This window comes from Pseudomonas sp. NLJ1, from assembly GCF_049486705.1.
GTDB classification, from domain to species: Bacteria; Pseudomonadota; Gammaproteobacteria; order Pseudomonadales; family Pseudomonadaceae; genus Aquipseudomonas; species Aquipseudomonas inefficax.
This window is the reverse complement of sequence record NZ_CP137735.1, coordinates 1,795,851-1,813,973: the sequence shown is the minus strand read 5'-3', so window position 1 is coordinate 1,813,973 and position 18,123 is coordinate 1,795,851. Positions and strand designations below refer to the sequence as shown.

The following is an 18,123-nucleotide window of genomic DNA, read 5'->3' as shown; positions in this document are numbered from 1 at the left end:
TGAAATTTTTCGCGCAATCTGGATAATTCGGCAGCTCTCCGTGTGGCGGAAGTGATGCACCACCACGCAGGAAGAACCCCGTCGAACATTGGCGTGCCTGACCCGAGCCCCCAAAGCGTCAGCGTTCGGCTGCGCGCTTGCCCTTGGCAAGCTGTGCACTATCCAGTAAGATTCGCCGTCTATTTTTCGCTGGGCGGCCTCTGAGGCTTTAGAGAATGAAAACTTTTACTGCTAAACCGGAAACAGTAAAGCGCGAGTGGTTCGTAGTCGACGCCGCTGGCCAGACCCTGGGTCGTCTGGCTACCGAAATCGCTAGCCGTCTGCGTGGCAAACACAAACCAGAATACACCCCTCACGTTGACACCGGCGACTACATCGTCGTTATCAACGCCGAGCAGGTTCGTGTGACTGGTGCCAAGTCTTCCGACAAGATGTACTACTCCCACTCCGGTTTCCCAGGCGGTATCAAGGAAATCAACTTCGAGAAGTTGATCGCCAAGGCCCCTGAGCGTGTTATCGAAACTGCGGTCAAAGGCATGCTGCCGAAGAACCCGCTGGGTCGCGACATGTACCGCAAGCTGAAAGTGTACGCGGGTGCTGCTCACCCACACACTGCTCAGCAGCCTCAAGAACTGAAGATCTAACGGGATAGTTCATTATGTCGGCGACTCAAAACTACGGCACTGGCCGTCGCAAGACCGCAACCGCTCGCGTATTCCTGCGTCCGGGTACTGGTAACATTTCCATCAACAACCGTTCTCTGGACGTGTTCTTCGGTCGCGAAACCGCTCGCATGGTTGTTCGTCAGCCACTCGAGCTGACCGAAACCGTCGAGAAGTTCGACATCTACGTCACCGTTTCCGGTGGTGGTGTCAGCGGTCAAGCCGGTGCGATCCGTCACGGTATCACCCGCGCTCTGATGGAATACGACGAAACCCTGCGTGGCGCTCTGCGTCGTGCTGGCTACGTCACCCGCGACGCTCGTGAAGTCGAGCGTAAGAAAGTGGGTCTGCGTAAAGCGCGTAAGCGTCCTCAGTACTCCAAGCGTTAATACCGCTTCGGCAGTCGAAAAAAGCCCGGTTCCTTGGAACCGGGCTTTTTTTATGTCTTGAACTAACCTGTCAGCATGTCAGTGACCACTTGTCGCATAGACGCAGATCAAGCAAAGCGCGGGTAGTGCCCCCTGGCTGGGGTATTCACCTTGTCAGTGTGTGGATTTGTTTCTTACCATGGCGACCAATTTTTAGCGCCACTGACACAACCTAAGTACAGGGTCTGGTTCAACAGGCCAAGCAAGCTGATGGGAGAGGACTGAATGAGCAATGACGGCGTCAACGCAGGCCGGCGCCGCTTCCTCGTAGCCGCGACATCTGTAGTCGGGGCAGCGGGGGCAGTGGGGGCTGCGGTACCGTTCGTGGGGTCATGGTTTCCCAGTGCCAAGGCGAAAGCCGCAGGTGCACCGGTGAAGGTCAATATCGCCAAGGTCGAGGCCGGGCAGCAGATGGTGGCCGAGTGGCGTGGCCAGCCGGTGTTCATCGTGCGGCGAACGGACGAGATTCTCGGTAACCTGAAAAAGGTCGTTGGTGATCTGGCTGACCCCGAGTCCAAGGCCTCGGTACAGCCCACCTATGTCGACCCGCAGGTCCGTTCGATCAAGCCGGAAATCCTCATCCTCGTCGGTCTGTGCACGCACCTGGGCTGCTCGCCCACCTTCCGCCCGGAAGTCGCACCCGCCGACCTTGGGCCGAAATGGGTCGGTGGCTATTTCTGCCCGTGCCACGGCTCCCACTACGACCTGGCCGGCCGTGTCTACAAGTCGCAGCCGGCGCCCCTCAACCTGCCCGTGCCACCGCACTCTTACGAGTCGGACGAGATCGTCGTCATCGGCGTTGACCAGGAGAACGCATGATGAGCAAGTTCATGGACTGGATTGATGCTCGCTTCCCCGCCACCAAGATGTGGGAAGACCACCTGAGCAAGTATTACGCGCCCAAGAACTTCAACTTCCTGTACTTCTTCGGCTCCCTGGCGCTGCTGGTGCTGGTCAACCAGATCGTCACCGGTGTGTGGCTGACCATGAGCTTCACGCCCTCGGCAGAAGAGGCGTTCGCCTCGGTCGAGTACATCATGCGTGACGTGGAATACGGCTGGATCCTGCGCTACCTGCACTCCACCGGTGCGTCGGCGTTCTTCATCGTGGTCTACCTGCACATGTTCCGCGGCTTGCTCTACGGCTCGTATCAGAAGCCTCGCGAGCTGGTGTGGCTGTTCGGCATGCTGATCTACCTGGCGCTGATGGCCGAAGCCTTCATGGGTTACCTGCTGCCGTGGGGGCAGATGTCCTACTGGGGCGCCCAGGTGATCATTTCGCTGTTTGGTGCCATCCCGGTGATCGGTGACGACCTCACCCAGTGGATCCGTGGTGACTACCTGATCTCGGGCATCACCCTGAACCGCTTCTTCGCCCTGCACGTGGTGGCCTTGCCGATCGTCATCCTCGGCCTGGTGGTACTGCACATCCTCGCCCTGCACGAAGTGGGTTCGAACAACCCTGACGGCGTCGACATCAAGAAGAAAAAGGACGAAAACGGCATCCCGCTGGACGGCATCCCGTTCCACCCTTACTACACCGTGAAGGACATTGTCGGTGTGGTGGTGTTCCTGTTCGTGTTCTGCGCCGTAGTGTTCTTCTTCCCGGAAATGGGCGGCTACTTCCTGGAGAAACCGAACTTCGAGCAGGCCAACGCCTTCAAGACCCCCGAGCACATTGCGCCTGTGTGGTACTTCACGCCGTTCTACGCGATCCTGCGTGCGGTGCCTGACAAGCTGATGGGCGTCATCGCCATGGGTGCGGCCATTGCCGTGCTGTTCGTGCTGCCCTGGCTCGACCGCAGCCCGGTGCGCTCCATGCGCTACAAGGGCTGGATCAGCAAGCTCTTCCTGCTGGTGTTCTGTGTGGCCTTCGTCATCCTCGGCGTGCTCGGCGTACTGGCGCCGACACCCGGGCGTACCTTGCTGTCCCAAGTGTGCACGGTGTTGTACTTCGCCTACTTCCTGCTGATGCCGTTCTACACAAGGCTCGAGAAGACCAAACCGGTTCCGGAAAGGGTGACTGGCTGATGAAAAAGTTGATTGCAGTATTTTTGCTGGCAGTGATGCCTGCCTTTTCCTTCGCGGCCGAACATGGCCTGGAGCTGGACAAGGTCGACATCGACCTGAGCGACAAGGCCGCCATGCAGGACGGTGCGCGTACCTTTGCCAACTATTGCATGGGTTGCCACAGCGCCAAGTTCCAGCGTTACGAGCGGGTGGCCGATGACCTCGGCATCCCCCACGAGCTGATGCTCGAGAAGCTGGTGTTCACCGGTGCCAAGATCGGTGACCACATGCAGATCGGCATGAAGCCCAGCGATGCCAAGACCTGGTTCGGCGCCGCACCGCCCGACCTGACCCTGGTAGCCCGGGTGCGTGGCACCGACTGGCTGTACACCTATCTGCGCAGCTTCTACGAGGACCCATCGCGGCCTTACGGGGTGAACAACAAGGTGTTCCCGAACGTCGGCATGCCTAACGTACTGGTCGGCCTGCAAGGCAACCAGGTGGTTGGCTGCAAACAGGTGCAGACCGTGATCGATGGCAAGAAGCAATTCGACCCGTTGACCGGTAGCCCCATCACCCATGAAGCCTGCGACCAGCTGACCATTACGCCGAAATCCGGTACCCTGACGACCGAGCAGTTCGACGAGAAGGTCAAGAACCTGGTGACCTTCCTGGCCTATTCGGCCAACCCGGTCAAACTGGAAAGCCAGCGCATCGGTACCTATGTGTTGCTGTACCTGGCTTTCTTCTTCGTATTCGCCTACTTGCTCAAGCGTGAATACTGGAAGGACGTGCACTGATCACGCAGTAGTTTCTGGTTGTTGAACGCGCCCGGGGCGCCCCCGCAGAAATGCGGGGCGCGCCCCGGGCGCGTTTTCATTTACAGTTGCACAAGCATCTCGTGCGAGGAGCCGCTACATGGGCGCAACCAACAGGTTAGCCTGCTATTCCGATCCCGCTGACCACTATTCCCATCGGGTACGCCTGGTGCTGGCGGAGAAGGGCGTCAGCGTGCAGGTCATCGATGTCGACCCCGCCCGCCTGCCGCCCAGGCTGGCCGAGGTCAACCCTTACGGCAGCCTGCCGACTCTGGTCGACCGTGACCTGGCGTTGTATGAGTCGACCGTGGTGATGGAATACCTCGAAGAGCGTTACCCACACCCGCCGCTGATGCCGGTCTACCCGGTTGCGCGTGGCAACAGCCGTCTGCTGATGCACCGCATTCAGCGCGACTGGTGTGTTCTGGCCGATACCGTACTCGATTCGCGCAGCAGCGAGGCTGCCCGCACCGAGGCGCGCAAGGCCCTGCGTGAAAGCCTGACCGGCGTTTCGCCCCTGTTCAATGAATTCGCCTGTTTCATGAGCGATGAGCAAAGCCTGGTCGATTGTTGTCTACTGCCCATACTCTGGCGTTTGCCGGTGTTGGGCATCGAGTTGCCGCGGCAAGCCAAGCCGCTGCTGGATTACATGGAGCGGCAGTTCGCCCGCGAGCCTTTCCAGGCGAGCCTGTCCTCCGTAGAACGTGAAATGCGCAAGCTTTAAGGAGCCGTTGATGAACTCCAGTCGCCCCTATCTGGTTCGAGCACTGTACGAGTGGATCGTCGACAACGATTGCACGCCCCATATGCTGGTCAACGCCGAATTTCCCAAGGTTCAGGTCCCGGACGGTTTCGCCAGTGATGGCCAGATCGTCCTGAACATCTCGCCAAGCGCCGTGCGCAGTTTGCACATGGACAACGATGCGGTCAGCTTCGAGGGCCGTTTCAGTGGTGTGGCCCATTCGCTGTTCGTGCCGGTTGGCGCGATCCTGGGTATCTACGCTCGCGAAAATGGCCAGGGTATGGTCTTCGAGCTGGAGCCGCCACTGATGGATGACGATGAGCAGGAAGATGATGATGTGCAGCCGGATGACGATGGCCCGCCAGGGGGTGGTGGCCAGCCGCCACGCCCGACTGGCCGACCAAGCCTGAAAGTGGTCAAGTAACAAAAAAGGCGATCCAACCGGATCGCCTTTTTCTTTACCGCCAAGCCGGGCTCACAGGTCGCTGATGGTGCGTACCTGGTCCTTGTTGATGCGAGTACGTTTGCCGTCGAGTTGCTGGAACTCGTAGAAGCCGGAATCGGCGTCGTACTGCGGTACGTCGACCGTCTGGATTTCACGGCCGTCGTTGAGGATGATCTGGCTAGGGGTGGAGCAGCCGGCCAGGGTGGCGAAGGTGCCGAACAGCAGGGCAGGCAGCAGAAGCTTTTTCATGCGGTGTTTCCTGGGTATCTGAAAGGATGGAACAGGGTTGTAGCCTGTGCTGGCCTCTTCGCGGGTAAACCCGCTCCCACAGGAATACCACAAGCTCGAAAGCCGTGAGATCACTGTGGGAGCGGGTTTACCCGCGAAGAGGCCGGCTCAGGCAACCAATGAATCAGTCGATGTACTCGAACAGCTTGACGATTTTCTGCACGCCCGACACGCCCTGTACCACGGCAGTGGCCGAGTTGGCCTCCTGCTGCGTCACCAGGCCGAGCAGGTAGACGATGCCGTTCTCGGTAATCACCTTGATGCGCGAGCTTGGCACGGCATTGTCGGTCAGCATCTGGGTCTTGATCTTGGTGGTCAGCCAGGCGTCGTTGTTGCGCGCCAGGATCGAGGAAGGCTGCATCACCTGCAGCTCGTTGTGCACTTTCTTGACCCTCTGTACCTGGCTGGCGGTCTGCTCGGCGAGGCTCTTGAGGTCGGCGCGCGGGGTCTGCCCGGCCAGCAGGACGATGCCGTTGTAGCTGCTGACAACGATGTGCGAACCTTTGTCCAGATCAGGGCTGGCCTTGGCGATGTTGACCGAGGCCTTGGTTTCGATCAGCGAGTCGTCGATCTTGCTGCCGATGGTGCGCGTGCCCCGATCGTCTTCGATCGGCGAATTGCGGGTAGATGTCAATACCGAGCTGCAACCAGTGACGCTCAGGCACAGGGTCAGGGCCATAAGGCCGAGGCGCATAGGGTTCATTCTTCACTCCCGAACAGTTGGCTGTCGATCAGATCACACAGGCAGTGGATCGCCAGCAGGTGGACTTCCTGGATGCGCGCGGTAACCGTCGAAGGCACGCGGATTTCCACGTCTTCGGGCAGCAGCAACGAAGCCATGCCGCCGCCATCGCGACCAGTCAATGCTACGACAATCATTTCGCGGTCATGTGCGGCCTGGATCGCCTGGATGATGTTGGCCGAGTTGCCGCTGGTGGAGATCGCCAGCAGAACGTCACCGGGCTGGCCCAGTGCGCGGATCTGCTTGGAAAAGACTTCGTTGTAGCTGTAGTCGTTGGCGATCGAGGTCAGGGTCGAGCTGTCGGTGGTCAGCGCGATGGCCGGCAGGCTCGGGCGTTCGCGCTCGAAGCGGTTGAGCAGCTCCGAGGAAAAATGCTGGGCATCGCCGGCCGAGCCGCCGTTGCCACAGGCGAGCATCTTGCCCTCGTTGAGCAGTGCGTTGACCATGACCAGGCTGGCCTGCTCGATGTGCGGTGCCAGGATGTCCATTGCCTGTTGCTTGGTATCGATGCTGGCCTGGAACAGCCGGCGAATTCGGGATTGCATGTCCATCTGGTGACCTTAAGTGGGGCGGTGGTCTTTGCTACGCGCAACAACGACCAGCCCGCGAAACATAGAGCAAAAAAATCGGAGTGGGTTCAGCATTCGAAGGCGTTTTTCAGCCATTGAAGCGGTCTGCCTGCATGGTGGCTGCCCTGCAGGGCGACTACGTCGAAGCGGCAGGGGTGGTTGCCCCAGTGGGGCTCCTTCTGCAGGAACAGGCTGGCGGCGAGCACCAGCCGTTTCTGCTTGCGCCCGTCGATACTGCCGAGAGCGCCACCGAAGCCCGCGTGCAACCGGTAGCGGACTTCGACGAATACTACTGTATCGGCGTCGAGCATGACCAGATCAAGCTCACCGCCTTTGCATCGCCAGTTGCGCGCCAGCAGTTGCAGGCCCTTCCCCTGGAGGTACTCGAGGGCCTGGGTTTCTGCTGCCTGCCCGGCGCTGGTGGGCGACGCTGCTGCCATCAGCGAGTGGTGTCAGGCAGGCGCTGGACCTGGCCGCCAACGAACTCGGCCCAAGGCAGCTGACGCTCGACACGCTGGTTGGCGTTCATGCTCAGGCTGCCCGAAAGGCCCAGTACGCGGTTGTCCGGCAGCGCTTTCAGCTGGCCCAGGCGCGGCGCCAGGCTGTAGGCGTCAACGCCCATGGCATACAGGCGGCCCAGGCTGCCGGCGGCTTGTGGCCACTGCTGCACGACCTGCTGGCGCAGGCTGTTGCTGGTGTCGAGCAGCCATGGGGTTTCGCAGAAGCGGATACCGTTCATGTCCTTGTACTGGTTGACGTCACCACTGGCGCTGTACAGGTTCGAGGTGGCGTAGACCGGTACGTCACCGGCGTACTGGAAGTTCAGGGTCGGCTTGATCTGTTGGGCCTGTTGCGGGGTCGAGGCGAGGAAGATGAAGTCGATGTCCTGGCGGCGCGACGGCTGCGCGGCGATGCTGCCGCCTACCGTGCTCTGCAGGCTCTTGGCGCGGCCTTCGCTCTGGCGCAGCTGGAACAGGTCGGCAATCTGCTGGGCCAGGGCGACCGGCTGGGCGATGCGCTCTGCGGCAAGCAGGGTGCCACCGTTGCCTTCCCAGTCCTGGCGGAAGGCGGCAAGCACGCGGTCGCCCCATTCGCCGCTCGGTACCAGGGCCACGGCGCGGACCATGCCATCGGCGCGGGCGCGGCGGGCCACTTCACGGGCTTCGTCTTCGGCAGCCAGGCCGAACTGGAACAGCTGCGGCGGAGCCTTCTGGCCGGCGTCGGCGTAGTTGAGGGCCAGGGTGGTGATCGGCAGTTGTGGCTTGGCAGCCAGTTGCTTGACCAGCGGTTTTTCCAGTGGGCCGATGACCAGCTGTACGCCTGCGGCCTGGGCCTGGCGATAGAAGTCGTCGAGCGAGCCGATGCGCGAGCTGTCGAATACCTGCACGGCTGGCGCCTGCTGGCCGGCTTGCTGGGCCTGGAAGTGTGCAGCCATGAAGCCGTCACGCAGGGCGCGGGCAACACCGGCAAGCGGGCCTTCCTGAGGCAGCAGCAGGGCAATCTTGGTCAGCGGCTGGCTGGCCAGCTCCTTGAGCTTGGTCAGCGCCAGCGGCAGTTGCTGGGCGGCCGGGTGGTCCGGGTGCTGCTTGACCCAGGCGTCGATCGCCGCTTGCTGCTGCTCCAGGGTGCCGGCGCTTTTTACTGCGAAGGCAAGGCTGGTCCAGCCGGCCAGGGTCTGGTCGTTGCCCGGCTGCTGCAGTTGCTCCGCCGGCAGCGAGGCGACCAGGGCCCAGATGGCGTCATTGTTGGTGCTGGCGGCCTGGCCGCTGAGCAGCGGGGCCAGCAGCACGCGCTGTTGCGCGGCGGCCAGGGCCTGGCCATCGGCTTCGAGGGCGGCGGCGTGCACGCTGTAGGTGCGCGCTTGCTGTTCTTCCGGCAGTTCGGCGACGCGCTGCAGGCTAGGGTGGGCCAGTGCGGTCAAGGCAGCCTTGGGCTGGTTGCGGCTCATGGCCAACTCGGCACCCAGGGTGCTGGCGAACACTTGCTGGGCCGGCTTGAGCGTGTCCAGCGGCACCTGCTCGAGGATGCGTGCGGCGCGTGGGAAGTCCTTCTGCCTGTAGGCCAGGTCGGCTGCGCTCAGGCGCAGCAGCGCGGCGTCTTCCGCGGACTTGCTGGAAGCAGCCTTTTCGAGCAGTTGCTCGATGCTGGCGTCCGGGGTGCGTGGCAGTTCGCCCAGGCTGGATGAGGGCGAGCTGGCGCAGGCTGCCAGCAAGGCAGCAAGGCAGAGGGCTGTGAACAGCCGCAGGCAAGCGATCATGTAAAGGTCCTGTTACTCGATCAAGGTGGCCGGCAATTGTACCCAAGCAGTGGCCGGGGCGCGATGTTGCCGTGTCGATCCTTCACTATAGGTGGCCTGCCATCGGTCGTCGGCGAAGTTCTTTGCGCCCTGTTGCAGGCGCTCGGGCTACAATGGCGCCTTTGATCCGAACGACAGGTGTGCGCAGTGACTGATGTGGCAGGGGCTTCGAAATCCACGGTGGGGACGCTGTATGTGGTCGCAACCCCTATCGGCAACCTCGACGACATGAGCGCCCGGGCGCTGAAGGTGCTGGCGGACGTGGCCCTGATCGCGGCGGAAGATACCCGTCATTCGATCCGCCTGCTGCAGCACTTCGGTATCGACACACCACTGGCGGCCTGCCATGAGCACAACGAGCGTGACGAGGGCGGGCGTTTTCTCACCAAGCTGCTGGCGGGCGAGAATGTGGCGTTGGTTTCCGATGCCGGCACGCCGCTGATTTCCGACCCGGGGTACCACCTGGTGCGCCAGGCGCGGGCTGCCGGGGTGAACGTGGTGCCGGTGCCGGGCGCCTGCGCTCTGATCGCCGCGCTGTCGGCAGCTGGCCTGCCGTCGGACCGCTTCATCTTCGAAGGCTTCCTGCCAGCCAAGGCGGCGGGGCGCCGGGCACGCCTGGAGCAGGTAAAGGAAGAGCCGCGCACGCTGATCTTCTACGAAGCCCCGCACCGTATCCTGGAATGCCTTGAAGACATGGAGGCGGTATTCGGTGGCGAGCGCCCGGCGCTTTTGGCGCGCGAGCTGACCAAGACCTTCGAGACCCTCAAGGGCCTGCCCCTGGCCGAGTTGCGTGCGTTCGTTGCCGGTGACAGCAACCAGCAGCGTGGTGAGTGCGTGGTGTTGGTGGGTGGCTGGAGCGCGCCGGAGGGCGAGCAGGCGATCAGTACCGAGGCGCAGCGGGTGCTCGACCTGCTGCTGGCCGAGCTGCCACTCAAGCGGGCGGCGGCGCTGGCTGCGGAAATTACCGGGGTGCGCAAGAACCTGCTGTATCAACTTGCCCTGGAAAAGCAGAAAGCCCAGTAGTGGCATATTGATATAAATGCCGGTATTGCTTGTTCTCGGGCGCGCGTGCCGTTAATCTTGGCGGCGGAGAGTCGATCGGACAGTCGCTGCCTGCTTTTGTTCCGCAACAGCAGGGGGAGGAAAGTCCGGGCTCCATAGGGCAGAGTGCCAGGTAACGCCTGGGAGGCGCGAGCCTACGGAAAGTGCCACAGAAAATAACCGCCTAAGCACTTCGGTGCCGGTAAGGGTGAAAAGGTGCGGTAAGAGCGCACCGCACGGCTGGCAACAGTTCGTGGCTAGGTAAACCCCACTCGGAGCAAGACCAAATAGGGTTCCATCAGGCGTGGCCCGCGTCGGAACCGGGTAGGTTGCTAGAGGCGTCCAGTGATGGCCGTCGTAGAGGAATGACTGTCCTCGACAAAACCCGGCTTACAGATCGACTCTCCACCTTTCCTTCCCTGCTTATTCGATAGCAGATGCCCTCTGGTAATACCGAAAAAATCTTACTCTTGATAAATCACTTTAACTTCGAACTCCATTCGCCTGCGTGGGTTTGATTTTTCTCGCGTTTTTTTCTCCTCGGTAGTCCTTCCGCATTCCTTTATTGCGCTAAATCTCGGTCCTGTAAGGCTTTTCCTTCCGAACGTGCCTTGACGGTGCTGCGGGCGGATTCCTATAGTGTGCGCAAGTGGCAGAAAGTGGGATGAAGTGGGTTTTCTGACACAAAAAAGCTAACATTGTGGGGAATCGCAGCCGTGTTCCGCGGAGCCAACGCCGTCAGCCTCGATGCCAAGGGTCGTCTCGCCATGCCGAGCCGGTACCGTGACGAGCTCGATTCGCGTTGCAATGGTCAGCTGATCGTGACCATCGACGCCGTTGACCCCTGCTTGTGTGTTTATCCCCTCGATGAGTGGGAACAGATAGAAGCCAAGTTGCGTGCCTTGCCATCGTTGCGTGAGGAAAACCGCCGCCTGCAGCGCTTGCTGATCGGTAATGCGGTTGACCTGGAGCTCGATGGCAGTGGGCGTTTCCTGGTGCCGCCCCGTCTGCGTGAGTACGCCAAGCTCGACAAGAAGGCGATGCTGGTGGGGCAACTGAACAAATTCCAGCTGTGGGATGAAGATGCCTGGAACGCGGTTTCGGCAGCCGACCTTGCAGCTATTCAACAACCGGGCGCCATGCCCGACGAATTGCGTGACCTGATCCTGTGACCATAGATAGCGGCTTCAACCACATTACCGTCCTGCTCGACGAAGCTGTCGAGGCATTGGCCCTGCGCGCCGACGGTTGCTATCTGGACGGCACTTTCGGCCGTGGCGGGCACAGCCGGCTGATTCTCAGCAAGCTCGGGCCGCAAGGGCGGCTGCTGGGTTTCGACAAAGATCCACAGGCGATTGCCACGGGGCAAGCGCTGGCGGCCGAAGACGGCCGCTTTGTCATTGTGCAGCGCAGCTTTGCCGAGCTGGGCGCGGAAGTGGCCGAGCGTGGCCTGCACGGCAAGGTCAGCGGCGTGCTGCTGGACCTGGGCGTGTCCTCGCCGCAGCTGGATGACCCCGAGCGTGGTTTCAGCTTCCTCAATGACGGCCCGCTGGACATGCGCATGAACCCGGACCAGGGCATCAGTGCCGCCGAGTTCATTGCCATGGCACCGGTGGAAGAAATCGCCCGCGTATTCAAGGAATACGGCGAAGAGCGTTTTGCCGGGCGCATGGCGCGTGCCGTCGTCGAGCGCCGCGAAAAGCAGCCGTTCACCCGCACTGCCGACCTGGCAGAAGTGCTCAAGGTGGCCAACCCGGCCTGGGAAAAGGGCAAGAACCCGGCTACCCGCGCCTTCCAGGGCCTGCGCATCCACGTCAACAATGAGCTGGGCGACCTTGAAACCGGTCTTGAGGCTGCACTCGATGCGCTCGAAGTCGGCGGTCGCCTGGCGGTCATCAGCTTCCATTCGCTGGAAGACCGCATCGTCAAACTGTTCATGCGCAAGCTGGTGAAAGGTGAGGCGGACAACCTGCCGCGCAACCTGCCGGTACAGCACAAGGTCTTCGAGCCGAAAATCAAGCTCATCGGCAAGGCCCAGTTCGCCTCCGAAGCCGAGCTCAAGGCCAACCCACGTTCGCGCAGCGCCGTGATGCGTGTGGCGGAGAAGCTGCGGTGAGCAGGCTGTTTGCCAAACCCTTGCCAGGCGGAAGCTTCCTGATGCTTCTGCTGTTCGTTGCCGTGCTGGTTTCGGCCATCGCCGTGTCCTACAGCGCGCACTGGAACCGCCAGCTGCTCAACACCCTGTACGGCGAATTGAACGAGCGCGACAAGGCCCAGGCCGAGTGGGGCCGGCTGATCCTCGAGCAAAGCACCTGGACCGCTGCCAGCCGCATCGAAAGCCTGGCTTCCGAGCAACTGAAGATGCGCGTGCCTTCGGCTGACGAAGTGCGGATGGTGGCGCCATGATGAAGCTCGAAGGCGCACTCTACCCGTGGCGCTTCCGCGTGGTGATCGGCTTGCTGGCGCTGATGGTCGGTGCCATCTGCTGGCGTATCATCGACCTGCAGGTGGTCGACCGTGACTTCCTCAAGGGGCAGGGTGATGCGCGCAGCCTGCGTCACATCCCTATCCCGGCTCACCGCGGCCTGATCACCGACCGTAACGGTGAACCGCTGGCGGTCAGTACCCCGGTCACCACCCTGTGGGCCAACCCCAAGGAAATGCAGGCCTCCAAGGAGCGCTGGCCGCAACTGGCCGCGGCGCTTGGGCAGAACCCGCAGCAACTGATCGACCGCCTGACCCAGCAGGCCAACAAGGAATTCATCTACCTGGTCCGTGGCCTGACCCCGGAGCAGGGCCAGCATGTGCTCGACCTGAAAGTGCCGGGCGTGTATGGCCTGGAAGAATTCCGCCGCTTCTACCCGGCCGGTGATGTCACCGCGCACATGGTCGGCTTCACCGACCTCGATGACCACGGTCGCGAAGGGGTGGAACTGGCCTATGACGAGTGGCTGGCCGGCGTACCCGGCAAGCGGCAGGTGATCAAGGACCGGCGCGGCCGGCTGATCAAGGACATCCAGGTAACCAAGAACGCCAAGGCCGGGAAGACCTTGGCGTTGTCGATTGACCTGCGCCTGCAGTACCTGGCCACCCGCGAGCTGCGCAACGCAATTGCCGAGCAGGACGCCAAGGCCGGCAGCCTGGTGATCATGGACGTCAAGACCGGTGAGGTCCTGGCGATGGTCAACCAGCCGACCTACAACCCCAACAACCGCCGCAGCATGTTCCCGGCCGCCATGCGTAACCGCGCGATCATCGACGTGTTCGAGCCGGGCTCCACGGTCAAGCCGATCTCGATGAGCGCGGCACTGGAAAGTGGCCGCTGGAAGCCCACCGACAAGGTCGAGGTGTACCCGGGCAGCCTGCAGATCGGCCGCTACACCATCAAGGACGTATCCAGGAGCGAGGGCCCGGTCCTCGACCTGACCGGCATCCTGATCAACTCCAGTAACGTCGGCATGAGCAAGATCGCCTTCGACATCGGCGGCGAGGCTATCTACCGGGTCATGTCCCAGGTCGGCCTGGGCCAGTACACCGGCCTTGGTTTCCCCGGCGAGCGCGTCGGCAACCTGCCCAACCACCGCGAGTGGCGCAAGGCCGAGACCGCGACCCTGTCCTATGGCTATGGTGTGTCGGTGACCGCCCTGCAGCTGGTGCATGCCTACGCGGCGCTGGCCAACGACGGCAAGATGGTGCCGCTGTCGATCCTCAAGGTCGACAAGGCCCCGGAAGCCGTGCAGGCCATTCCGAAGGAAACCGCCGAAACCGTCCAGGGCATGCTGCAACAGGTGATCGAAGCACCGCGCGGGGTGTTCCGCGCCCAGGTGCCGTTCTATCACGTGGCCGGCAAGTCCGGTACCGCGCGTAAAGCCACCGTGGGCTCCAAGGGCTACACCGAAAACGCCTACCGCTCGCTGTTCGCCGGCTTCGGGCCGATGAGCGACCCGCGCTACGCCATCGTCGTGGTCATCGACGAGCCGGGCAAGGGCGGCTACTTCGGTGGCCTGGTTTCGGCGCCGGTGTTCAGCAAGGTCATGTCCGGCACCCTGCGTTTGATGAACGTGCCGCCAGACAACCTGCCGCCACCCGCACCCGCACCCGTCGAACAGTCGCAAGTCAATGCAGCAGCAACCGCCAAGGGAGGGCGTGGATGATGACAATGCCATTGAGCAAGCTTTTCGCCCACGCCAGCCGTGACCCGCTGATCCGTGAACTGACCCTGGACAGCCGCAACGTGCGCCCGGGTGACCTGTTCCTGGCTGTGCCGGGCGCCAAGGTCGATGGCCGCGAGCATATCGCCGATGCCTTGGCTCGCGGCGCCGCTGCCGTGGCCTATGAAGAACAGGGCGCCACGGTCCTGCCAATCACCGATGTGCCGCTCATCCCGGTCAAGGGCCTGATCGCGCAGCTATCGGATATCGCCGGGCGCTTCTATGGTGAACCGAGCCGCCAGCTGAACCTGGTGGGCGTGACCGGTACCAACGGCAAGACCAGCGTCACCCAGTTGGTGGCCCAGGCGCTGGACCTGCTTGGCCAGCGCTGCGGCCTGATCGGTACCCTGGGTACCGGCTTCTATGGCGAGCTGCAGAGTGGCCGCCTGACCACGCCCGACCCGATCGCCGTGCAGTCGACCCTCAACGACCTCAAGAAGGGTGGCGCCAGGGCCGTGGCCATGGAGGTTTCCTCCCACGCCCTGGAGCAGGGCCGGGTCGCCGCGCTGGAATTCGACATCGCGGTCATGACCAACCTGTCCCGCGACCACCTCGACTACCACGGCAGCATGGAGGCCTACGAGGCCGCCAAGGCCAAGCTGTTCGCCTGGCCGAGCCTGCGCTGCCAGGTGGTCAACCTGGATGACGCTTTCGGCCGCCGTCTGGCCGCCGACTTTGCCCGTCGCCCGAGTGTCGACCTTATCGAAACCCGGTTGCTCAGCTACAGCCTGGAGAACCCGGAGGCCTCGCTGTTCTGCCGCGAAGCCGTGTTCAATGATGATGGCGTGCGCGCCACCCTGGTCACCGCCCAGGGCGAACGTACCTTGCGCAGCCAGTTGCTGGGCCGCTTCAACCTGAGCAACATGCTCGCCGCCGTAGCGACCCTGTTGGCGCTGGACTATGCGCTGGACGAAATCCTTGAGGTCACCCCGCAGCTGCAGGGCCCGATCGGCCGCATGCAGCGCCTGGGTGGCGGCGACAAGCCGTTGGTGGTGGTCGATTACGCACACACACCGGACGCCCTGGAGAAAGTGCTCGAAGCCCTGCGCCCGCACGCGCACGGCAAGCTGCTGTGCCTGTTCGGCTGCGGCGGTGACCGTGATCGCGGCAAGCGCCCGCTGATGGCCGAAGTTGCCGAGCGCCTGGCCGACCGCGTGCTGGTCACCGACGACAACCCGCGTACTGAAGACCCGCTGCGCATCTTTGATGACATCCGCCCGGGTTTCGCCAAGCCTGCCGGGGTCGAGTTCGTTGCCGGTCGTGGCGAAGCCATCGCGCACCTGATCGCCACTGCCGCTGCCGACGATGTGGTCGTGCTGGCCGGCAAGGGGCACGAGGATTACCAGGAGATCAATGGCGAGCGCCATGGCTTCTCCGACCTGATCGAAGCCGAGAAGGCACTTGCAGCCTGGGAGGCTCCACATGCTTAAGCCGCTTTCACTCAGCCAGCTGACCACGGCACTGAGTGGTCGCCAGATCGGTGCCGACGCCACCTTTACTGGTGTCAGCATCGACAGCCGCAGTGTTGGCGCAGGGCAACTGTTCGTCGCCCTGGCCGGCCCGCGCTTCGATGGCCACGACTACTTGGCCGATGTGAAGGCCAAGGGCGCTGTCGCGGCCCTGGTCGAGCGTGAAGTAGCCGATGTCGACCTGCCGCAGCTGCTGGTTGCCGATTGCCGCCTGGCCCTCGGCCAGCTTGGCGCGCTGAACCGTGCTGCCTTCGACAAGCCAGTGGTGGCCATCACCGGTTCCAGCGGCAAGACCACGGTCAAGGAAATGCTCGCCAGCATCCTGCGCACCCGTGGCCTGGTGCACGCCACCCGCGGCAACCTGAACAACGACCTCGGCGCGCCGCTGACCCTGCTGGAAATCGCCCCGGAGCACAGCGCCGCGGTGATCGAGCTGGGCGCTTCGCGCATTGGCGAGATCCGCTACACCGTCGGCCTGACCCAACCGCAGGTGGTCATCATCAACAATGCCGGTACCGCCCATGTTGGCGAGTTCGGTGGCCCGGAAAAGATCGTCGAAGCCAAGGGCGAGATTCTCGAAGGCCTGGGCGAGGGCGGCATCGCCATCCTCAACCTGGACGACAAGGCCTTTGCTGTCTGGAAGGCCCGTGCCGGTGCGCATCAGGTCATCAGCTTCGCCCGTAGCAACGCCAGTGCCGACTTCTACGCCACCGATATCGGTCGCGATGCCCGTGGTTGCCCATCGTTCAAGCTGCATGGCGGCGGTGAAGCGGTAAACGTGCAGCTCAATGTGCTCGGTGAGCACAACGTCAGCAACGCCCTGGCTGCCGCCGCCGCCGCCCATGCCGTTGGTCTGAGCCTGAGCGGCATCGCCGCTGGCCTGGCTGCCATGCAACCGGTCAAGGGCCGTACCGTGGCGCAGATCGCGCCGAACGGTGTGCGGGTGATCGACGACAGTTACAACGCAAATCCCACCTCCATGTGCGCGGCCATTGATATACTCGCCGGCTTTTCCGGGCGCACCGTTCTGGTGCTTGGGGATATCGGCGAACTGGGGCAATGGGCGGAAGAAGGCCACCGTCAGGTGGGTGACTACGCGCGTGGCAAGGTCGACGCCCTGTACGCAGTGGGTTCCAACATGACACATGCGGTCAAGGCGTTCGGCGCCAATGGCCGCCATTTCGCTACTCAAGCTGAGCTGATCGACGCGGTTGGCGCCGAGAATGCCAGCGACACCACTATCTTGATCAAGGGCTCGCGCAGCGCTGCGATGGAAAACGTCGTGGCGGCTTTGTGCGGTGCCAGCGGGGAGAAACATTAATGCTGCTGCTGTTGGCCGAGTATCTGCAACAGTTCCACAAAGGCTTCGCGGTCTTCCAGTACCTGTCCCTGCGCGGGATTCTGGGTGTGCTGACCGCGTTGTCCCTGGCGCTGTGGCTGGGGCCGTGGATGATTCGTACCCTGCAAATCCGCCAGATCGGCCAGGCCGTGCGTAACGACGGCCCGCAATCGCACCTGTCCAAGTCCGGCACCCCGACCATGGGCGGGGCGCTGATCCTGTCCGCCATCGCCATCAGTACCCTGCTGTGGGCCGACCTGACCAACCGCTATGTGTGGGTGGTGCTGATCGTTACCCTGGCATTCGGTGCCATCGGCTGGGTCGACGACTACCGCAAGGTGATCGAAAAGAACTCGCGCGGTCTGCCAAGCCGCTGGAAGTACTTCTGGCAGTCGGTGTTCGGCCTGGCTGCCGCCATCTTCCTGTACAAGACCGCGCCGACCAGCGTCGAAACCACGCTGATCCTGCCGTTCATCAAGGATGTCACCATTCCGCTGGGCATCGGCTTCGTCGTGCTGACCTACTTCGTCATTGTCGGTTCGAGCAATGCGGTCAACCTCACCGATGGCCTCGACGGCCTGGCGATCATGCCGACGGTGATGGTCGGCGGTGCCCTGGGCATCTTCTGCTACCTGTCGGGTAACGTGAAGTTCGCCGAATACCTGCTGATCCCATACGTGCCGGGCTCGGGCGAGCTGATCGTGTTCTGCGGCGCGCTGATCGGTGCCGGCCTGGGCTTCCTGTGGTTCAACACCTACCCGGCGCAGGTATTCATGGGTGACGTCGGCGCGCTGGCGCTGGGCGCCGCGCTGGGCACCATCGCCGTGATCGTCCGCCAGGAAATCGTGCTGTTCATCATGGGTGGCGTGTTCGTCATGGAAACCCTGTCGGTGGTGATCCAGGTCGCCTCCTTCAAGCTGACCGGCAAGCGCGTGTTCCGCATGGCGCCGATCCACCACCACTTTGAACTCAAGGGCTGGCCAGAGCCACGGGTGATCGTCCGCTTCTGGATCATCACCGTGATCCTGGTGCTGATCGGCCTTGCAACCCTGAAACTGAGGTAG

20 protein-coding genes and 1 other RNA gene are annotated in these 18,123 nt (G+C 62.6%); 16 read left to right on the top strand and 5 right to left on the bottom strand.

Annotated features, from left to right (window positions below):
- Positions 1-215: 215 nt before the first annotated feature.
- The 7 genes from rplM to R9B85_RS08065 all read left to right on the top strand — a co-directional run bounded on the left by rplM (position 216) and on the right by R9B85_RS08065 (position 5,083).
- Complete coding sequence (rplM, locus tag R9B85_RS08095) at positions 216-644, top strand: 50S ribosomal protein L13 (RefSeq protein ID WP_003260798.1); 429 nt, start codon at positions 216-218, stop codon at positions 642-644.
- A gap of 14 nt (positions 645-658) precedes the next feature.
- Entirely contained in the window at positions 659-1,051 is a 393-nt protein-coding gene (gene rpsI / locus R9B85_RS08090) for a 30S ribosomal protein S9 (RefSeq protein ID WP_003260797.1), read from the top strand.
- Positions 1,052-1,315: 264 nt separating this feature from the next.
- The gene (gene petA / locus R9B85_RS08085; RefSeq protein WP_015271723.1) at positions 1,316-1,909 is read left to right on the top strand and encodes a ubiquinol-cytochrome c reductase iron-sulfur subunit; all 594 of its coding nucleotides are present in this window, start codon (positions 1,316-1,318) and stop codon (positions 1,907-1,909) included.
- Complete coding sequence (locus R9B85_RS08080; protein WP_024717460.1) at positions 1,909-3,120, top strand: cytochrome b; 1,212 nt, start codon at positions 1,909-1,911, stop codon at positions 3,118-3,120. The genes petA and R9B85_RS08080 overlap by 1 nt, the downstream gene beginning before the upstream one ends.
- The gene (locus R9B85_RS08075; protein ID WP_112250289.1) at positions 3,120-3,899 is read left to right on the top strand and encodes a cytochrome c1; all 780 of its coding nucleotides are present in this window, start codon (positions 3,120-3,122) and stop codon (positions 3,897-3,899) included. The genes R9B85_RS08080 and R9B85_RS08075 overlap by 1 nt, the downstream gene beginning before the upstream one ends.
- A gap of 118 nt (positions 3,900-4,017) precedes the next feature.
- On the top strand, positions 4,018-4,641 hold the full coding sequence (locus R9B85_RS08070; RefSeq protein WP_112250291.1) for a glutathione S-transferase N-terminal domain-containing protein: 624 nt from the start codon (positions 4,018-4,020) through the stop codon (positions 4,639-4,641).
- A gap of 10 nt (positions 4,642-4,651) precedes the next feature.
- Positions 4,652-5,083: a ClpXP protease specificity-enhancing factor gene (locus tag R9B85_RS08065; RefSeq protein ID WP_112250293.1), complete on the top strand. Its 432-nt coding sequence runs from the start codon at positions 4,652-4,654 to the stop codon at positions 5,081-5,083.
- A gap of 51 nt (positions 5,084-5,134) precedes the next feature.
- Here R9B85_RS08065 and R9B85_RS08060 read toward each other — a convergent pair whose 3' ends face one another.
- The 5 genes from R9B85_RS08060 to R9B85_RS08040 all read right to left on the bottom strand — a co-directional run bounded on the left by R9B85_RS08060 (position 5,135) and on the right by R9B85_RS08040 (position 8,960).
- Complete coding sequence (locus R9B85_RS08060) at positions 5,135-5,353, bottom strand: YgdI/YgdR family lipoprotein (protein ID WP_112250295.1); 219 nt, start codon at positions 5,351-5,353, stop codon at positions 5,135-5,137.
- A 163-nt stretch (positions 5,354-5,516) separates the two neighbouring features.
- Positions 5,517-6,095 (bottom strand): BON domain-containing protein, encoded by a 579-nt coding sequence (locus tag R9B85_RS08055; RefSeq protein ID WP_112250297.1) that lies wholly within the window; start codon positions 6,093-6,095, stop codon positions 5,517-5,519.
- Complete coding sequence (locus R9B85_RS08050) at positions 6,092-6,685, bottom strand: phosphoheptose isomerase (RefSeq protein WP_056801807.1); 594 nt, start codon at positions 6,683-6,685, stop codon at positions 6,092-6,094. The genes R9B85_RS08055 and R9B85_RS08050 overlap by 4 nt, the downstream gene beginning before the upstream one ends.
- Before the next feature lie 86 nt (positions 6,686-6,771).
- Positions 6,772-7,143 carry a YraN family protein gene (locus tag R9B85_RS08045; RefSeq protein ID WP_112250299.1) on the bottom strand — a complete coding sequence of 124 codons (372 nt, stop codon included), beginning with the start codon at positions 7,141-7,143 and terminating at the stop codon, positions 6,772-6,774.
- Positions 7,143-8,960 carry a penicillin-binding protein activator gene (locus tag R9B85_RS08040; protein WP_215520819.1) on the bottom strand — a complete coding sequence of 606 codons (1,818 nt, stop codon included), beginning with the start codon at positions 8,958-8,960 and terminating at the stop codon, positions 7,143-7,145. The genes R9B85_RS08045 and R9B85_RS08040 overlap by 1 nt, the downstream gene beginning before the upstream one ends.
- Positions 8,961-9,146: 186 nt before the next feature.
- Between R9B85_RS08040 and rsmI the strand changes: the two genes are divergently transcribed.
- The 9 genes from rsmI (at position 9,147) to mraY (ending at position 18,123) form a co-directional block, all read left to right on the top strand.
- A complete protein-coding gene (rsmI, locus tag R9B85_RS08035) occupies positions 9,147-10,022 on the top strand; it encodes a 16S rRNA (cytidine(1402)-2'-O)-methyltransferase (RefSeq protein ID WP_112250303.1) in 876 nt (291 codons plus the stop codon).
- A 67-nt stretch (positions 10,023-10,089) separates the two neighbouring features.
- Positions 10,090-10,449, top strand: an RNA gene (gene rnpB, locus R9B85_RS08030) — RNase P RNA component class A.
- Positions 10,450-10,756: 307 nt separating this feature from the next.
- On the top strand, positions 10,757-11,212 hold the full coding sequence (gene mraZ / locus R9B85_RS08025; protein WP_004575120.1) for a division/cell wall cluster transcriptional repressor MraZ: 456 nt from the start codon (positions 10,757-10,759) through the stop codon (positions 11,210-11,212).
- Positions 11,209-12,156: a 16S rRNA (cytosine(1402)-N(4))-methyltransferase RsmH gene (rsmH, locus tag R9B85_RS08020; protein WP_112250305.1), complete on the top strand. Its 948-nt coding sequence runs from the start codon at positions 11,209-11,211 to the stop codon at positions 12,154-12,156. Before mraZ ends, rsmH begins: the two co-directional genes overlap by 4 nt.
- The gene (gene ftsL / locus R9B85_RS08015) at positions 12,153-12,446 is read left to right on the top strand and encodes a cell division protein FtsL (protein ID WP_056801817.1); all 294 of its coding nucleotides are present in this window, start codon (positions 12,153-12,155) and stop codon (positions 12,444-12,446) included. The genes rsmH and ftsL overlap by 4 nt, the downstream gene beginning before the upstream one ends.
- Entirely contained in the window at positions 12,446-14,194 is a 1,749-nt protein-coding gene (locus R9B85_RS08010) for a peptidoglycan D,D-transpeptidase FtsI family protein (RefSeq protein WP_181457306.1), read from the top strand. Before ftsL ends, R9B85_RS08010 begins: the two co-directional genes overlap by 1 nt.
- Complete coding sequence (locus tag R9B85_RS08005; protein ID WP_423771058.1) at positions 14,194-15,681, top strand: UDP-N-acetylmuramoyl-L-alanyl-D-glutamate--2,6-diaminopimelate ligase; 1,488 nt, start codon at positions 14,194-14,196, stop codon at positions 15,679-15,681. Before R9B85_RS08010 ends, R9B85_RS08005 begins: the two co-directional genes overlap by 1 nt.
- A complete protein-coding gene (locus R9B85_RS08000) occupies positions 15,674-17,041 on the top strand; it encodes a UDP-N-acetylmuramoyl-tripeptide--D-alanyl-D-alanine ligase (RefSeq protein WP_207877968.1) in 1,368 nt (455 codons plus the stop codon). Before R9B85_RS08005 ends, R9B85_RS08000 begins: the two co-directional genes overlap by 8 nt.
- On the top strand, positions 17,041-18,123 hold the full coding sequence (gene mraY, locus R9B85_RS07995) for a phospho-N-acetylmuramoyl-pentapeptide-transferase (protein ID WP_112250311.1): 1,083 nt from the start codon (positions 17,041-17,043) through the stop codon (positions 18,121-18,123). Before R9B85_RS08000 ends, mraY begins: the two co-directional genes overlap by 1 nt.

Bases quoted from the DNA above. Each gene is read 5' to 3' on its own strand.
- rplM (WP_003260798.1), top strand. From the start codon at position 216: ATGAAAACTTTTACTGCTAAACCGGAAACAGTAAAGCGCGAGTGGTTC.
- rpsI (WP_003260797.1), top strand. From the start codon at position 659: ATGTCGGCGACTCAAAACTACGGCACTGGCCGTCGCAAGACCGCAACC.
- petA (WP_015271723.1), top strand. From the start codon at position 1,316: ATGAGCAATGACGGCGTCAACGCAGGCCGGCGCCGCTTCCTCGTAGCC.
- R9B85_RS08080 (WP_024717460.1), top strand. From the start codon at position 1,909: ATGAGCAAGTTCATGGACTGGATTGATGCTCGCTTCCCCGCCACCAAG.
- R9B85_RS08075 (WP_112250289.1), top strand. From the start codon at position 3,120: ATGAAAAAGTTGATTGCAGTATTTTTGCTGGCAGTGATGCCTGCCTTT.
- R9B85_RS08070 (WP_112250291.1), top strand. From the start codon at position 4,018: ATGGGCGCAACCAACAGGTTAGCCTGCTATTCCGATCCCGCTGACCAC.
- R9B85_RS08065 (WP_112250293.1), top strand. From the start codon at position 4,652: ATGAACTCCAGTCGCCCCTATCTGGTTCGAGCACTGTACGAGTGGATC.
- R9B85_RS08060 (WP_112250295.1), bottom strand. From the start codon at position 5,353: ATGAAAAAGCTTCTGCTGCCTGCCCTGCTGTTCGGCACCTTCGCCACC.
- R9B85_RS08055 (WP_112250297.1), bottom strand. From the start codon at position 6,095: ATGAACCCTATGCGCCTCGGCCTTATGGCCCTGACCCTGTGCCTGAGC.
- R9B85_RS08050 (WP_056801807.1), bottom strand. From the start codon at position 6,685: ATGGACATGCAATCCCGAATTCGCCGGCTGTTCCAGGCCAGCATCGAT.
- R9B85_RS08045 (WP_112250299.1), bottom strand. From the start codon at position 7,143: ATGGCAGCAGCGTCGCCCACCAGCGCCGGGCAGGCAGCAGAAACCCAG.
- R9B85_RS08040 (WP_215520819.1), bottom strand. From the start codon at position 8,960: ATGATCGCTTGCCTGCGGCTGTTCACAGCCCTCTGCCTTGCTGCCTTG.
- R9B85_RS08010 (WP_181457306.1), top strand. From the start codon at position 12,446: ATGAAGCTCGAAGGCGCACTCTACCCGTGGCGCTTCCGCGTGGTGATC.
- R9B85_RS08005 (WP_423771058.1), top strand. From the start codon at position 14,194: ATGACAATGCCATTGAGCAAGCTTTTCGCCCACGCCAGCCGTGACCCG.
- R9B85_RS08000 (WP_207877968.1), top strand. From the start codon at position 15,674: ATGCTTAAGCCGCTTTCACTCAGCCAGCTGACCACGGCACTGAGTGGT.
- mraY (WP_112250311.1), top strand. From the start codon at position 17,041: ATGCTGCTGCTGTTGGCCGAGTATCTGCAACAGTTCCACAAAGGCTTC.